Here is a 3,037-nt window from a genome sequence, read left to right as displayed (position 1 = left end):
TTTTGAATATGGCCAAGACCTCACGTCTACTACCACCTCAATCTTAAAGGCTTTTATAAGACTGAAAAATTCAGAAACCTGAATGTTTGAATGACCAACAGTGTAAACGACTTTTTTGCTTTCTTTGATTTTATCGTTCATTAACCATCTCTTTCCTGATTTAACATTTAACATACTAAAGTAATGTTAAGTAATCAAGCAAAAAAACACAGGAATTACCCGTATTTTGAGATTATTCCTGCGCGTTATTCAAGATTGCTTAACATTTTACATGATATTGTTAAGTTGGTAAACTGTATAGAAAACCCCTATCAATTTTACTCAGCGTTCTGAATGTGTGGCAGCAACCCTAAAAAACCTGTGACATTATTTGGAATGAATATTTTGGCTCATATGGATAGTTGAAGTGGTCAAATAAAAATAGACGCCCAGTTAAGCGGGCAATGATAGATTAACTTCTTTTTCTATTCTTATTTTCCTCTTTGAAGGCATTGTTTTCACCGGAGTGACGACTTTTTACGAATTTATCCAACCTTAAACGTAATGGAAAAGATACGAGAAATAATTACTCGGTAAATAATACTTTACTTAGTAAGTATTATTATGCTATAAGGTTAAATATGATTAACAATGGTAATAGTGTTGAATCCTTGTTGCAGCAGCTTGGCGAAAGGTTAAGAGAGGCGCGCTTGGCTCGTAATGAAAGCCAGGAACTGTTTGCACAAAGGCTGGGCTTAACTCGCCAGTCGTACAGCAAAATGGAAAAAGGTTCTCCGCGGACGCTGATTGGCAAATGGCTGGAAGCAAGCAGCATCCTTGGCCAGCTTGACGGCTGGCAGGAAGTGCTGGCTTCAAAAGAAGACCTGTTTGCGAAATTCAAAAGAAAAACCAGCAAGCGGCAACGTGCAGGCGGCAGCCGCAAGAGGAAAAGATGATAAAGCTTGATGTATGGTTAACCCAGCCATCTGGGAAAAGCATCAAGGCAGGTGCCCTTGTTGTTGCCGACCCGGACAATGTCAGGGGAGCGCTGAAGGGACAATTCCGCTATACTCCTGAATATCTGGAGAATCCGAAAGCCTTCCTGCTTGACCCTCTGCATTTGCCGCTGTCTGCGGATACCTTTGATGCCGATCGGCCCCATGCCGGAGTCCATGGCGTTTTTGAAGATAGTCTTCCGGACGATTGGGGGCGAAGGCTCCTGGTCCGCCGCTACAAGCTGGACCGCAAAAACCAACGTATCCCACAATTGTTACAGTTGTTAGGAGCCCAGGGTTTGGGGGCTTTGAGCTACATGGAAAAAGACCGGCCGGACTTGAAAACGACAGGGGTTCCCATTCGTCACCTTCAGAAACTGGCGCTGCTGACGAAAAGATTTGAGCAGGACGAAACTGTGGACGACGATGAACTTTCTTTGTTGTTTCAGGCAGGCAGCTCACCGGGCGGGGCCAGGCCCAAGGCACTTGTCAAAGATGAAAGCGGTTCATATCTGGCAAAGTTTGCCAGTGCCAGAGATCAACTGGACGTTGTCAGCCTGGAGGCCGCCGCCATGGAGTTGGGCCGCAGGGCAGGCATCGAAACAGCCGATAGCAGGCTATTAGCGTTAGGTTCCAGAAAATGCCTGTTGGTAAAACGGTTCGATATCAACAAAGCCGGCGGCCGCAATCACATGATCAGTATGCAATCACTGCTCAAGGCCGACGGATATTACTATACCGGCTACAGAGACATGGCAGAAGTAATAAGGCATGTTTCCACGCAACCGAGTCAGGACCTCCAGAGGCTTTACAGACAGATGGTTTTCAACGTGATGATCGGCAACACCGATGACCACCTGAAAAATTTCATTATGCTGCACAATGATGAAGGCTGGCAACTGAGTCCTGCATTCGACTTGGTGCCAAACATCGGTTTTAACAGGGAACATGTGCTACGCATCGGATACGATAACAGGCCGCCTGATCTTGAAACACTCCTGCAGGAGGCCGGGCATTTCGGGTTAAAACGACGACAACATGCCCAGGAATTGGTAATAGAGGTTCATGAATCTGTCTCCAAGTGGAGAGTGGTTTTCGCAGCATGTAATGTTCCGGAAAGAGATGCCGAAAGTATCGGCAAAGATATCAACCACCGGTTAAAAAAAACGAACCCAGCGCCATTTGTTTGAAATTACTGATCAGTCTGGAATAAACCCCACGGGTTCGGCGTACTGCATCCAACCACATTCACCCCTTTTCCAAAAAATCCAGTTATCGGCACTTTTTTTGTGAAATACACCGGGCCGATGAGCTGGGTTCCGGTATGCGAAAAATGATGAGATACGGCAAAGCCTATGGTGGCGCTGATCCCGAAATGATTGAAGGCGATGTGTTCCGCATCATTCTTAAGGTCCCGGAGTTTCAGCAGATTACGAGTTCTGAACCACAATCCGGACAACTTGCCCCCGAAGTCACCCCCGAAGTCACCCCCGAAGTTAAAAAGATGCTTTCCATTATGCAAGGGGAAATGACACGCAGTGAAATTCAGAAAAAACTAGGACTGAAAGATGAAAAACACTTTAGGGAAAACTACCAGCAAATCGGTATAAAGCTGGGTCTGATTGAAATGACCATCCCGGACAAGCCACGTAGCAGCAAACAGAGGTACAGGCTTACGGAAAAAGGACGGAAATTATTGATTCGTCCATTTGTTTGTGAAGTTAGCGCAGGTGCAGAATGCCACGAACGGCCTCATTGAAAGTACAAGTATCCTCTATGTGTTTTCAGAGGTTGACGGTCTTCTTTGCCGTATTGTTTTTGAAATTCGCCTTGCTTTTTCCTGCACGCCTTTTATAATGTCAGCAACGTCATGGAAAAACAAGAAAAATGCTGAAACAATTCAAGGCGATTTATAGGGCCTGGCGAATAATGACCCCTTAAAGAGCCAATCGATGAAAATTCTCGAGGATACCTGATGAAATTATCCATTCCCCTGAAAGACATTATGCTCGCGCCGGGTAAACGGTTCGATCCGTCATCATTTTCCGAAAAGGATGTGATCG

The 3,037-nt window shown here is 45.4% G+C and carries 4 protein-coding genes; 3 read left to right on the top strand and 1 reads right to left on the bottom strand.

Going from position 1 to position 3,037, the window contains the following annotated elements; translation table 11 throughout:
• Nucleotides 1-620: 620 nt before the first annotated feature.
• From VMW78_10200 to VMW78_10190, 3 genes are all read left to right on the top strand, one after another.
• Nucleotides 621-935, top strand: coding sequence for a helix-turn-helix domain-containing protein (locus VMW78_10200; protein ID HUV51373.1), 315 nt, complete (start codon nt 621-623; stop codon nt 933-935).
• Nucleotides 932-2,164 (top strand): type II toxin-antitoxin system HipA family toxin, encoded by a 1,233-nt coding sequence (locus VMW78_10195; protein HUV51372.1) that lies wholly within the window; start codon nt 932-934, stop codon nt 2,162-2,164. The genes VMW78_10200 and VMW78_10195 overlap by 4 nt, the downstream gene beginning before the upstream one ends.
• A 134-nt stretch (nt 2,165-2,298) precedes the next feature.
• Nucleotides 2,299-2,733, top strand: a complete 435-nt coding sequence (locus VMW78_10190; GenBank protein ID HUV51371.1) for a hypothetical protein — start codon at nt 2,299-2,301, stop codon at nt 2,731-2,733.
• A 92-nt stretch (nt 2,734-2,825) separates the two neighbouring features.
• On the opposite strand, the gene VMW78_10185 is transcribed toward VMW78_10190, so the two are convergent.
• On the bottom strand, nt 2,826-3,037 hold a 212-nt coding region (locus VMW78_10185; GenBank protein HUV51370.1), incomplete at its 5' end, for a hypothetical protein.

Source organism: Anaerolineae bacterium, assembly GCA_035529315.1.
Lineage (GTDB): Bacteria > Desulfobacterota > Desulfobacteria > Desulfobacterales > ETH-SRB1 > Desulfaltia.
This window is presented reverse-complemented; position numbering and strand designations above follow the sequence as displayed.

Excerpts from the sequence above, each read along its gene's own strand:
- VMW78_10200 (HUV51373.1), top strand. The coding sequence starts at position 621 with ATGATTAACAATGGTAATAGTGTTGAATCCTTGTTGCAGCAGCTTGGC.
- VMW78_10195 (HUV51372.1), top strand. The coding sequence starts at position 932 with ATGATAAAGCTTGATGTATGGTTAACCCAGCCATCTGGGAAAAGCATC.
- VMW78_10190 (HUV51371.1), top strand. The coding sequence starts at position 2,299 with ATGCGAAAAATGATGAGATACGGCAAAGCCTATGGTGGCGCTGATCCC.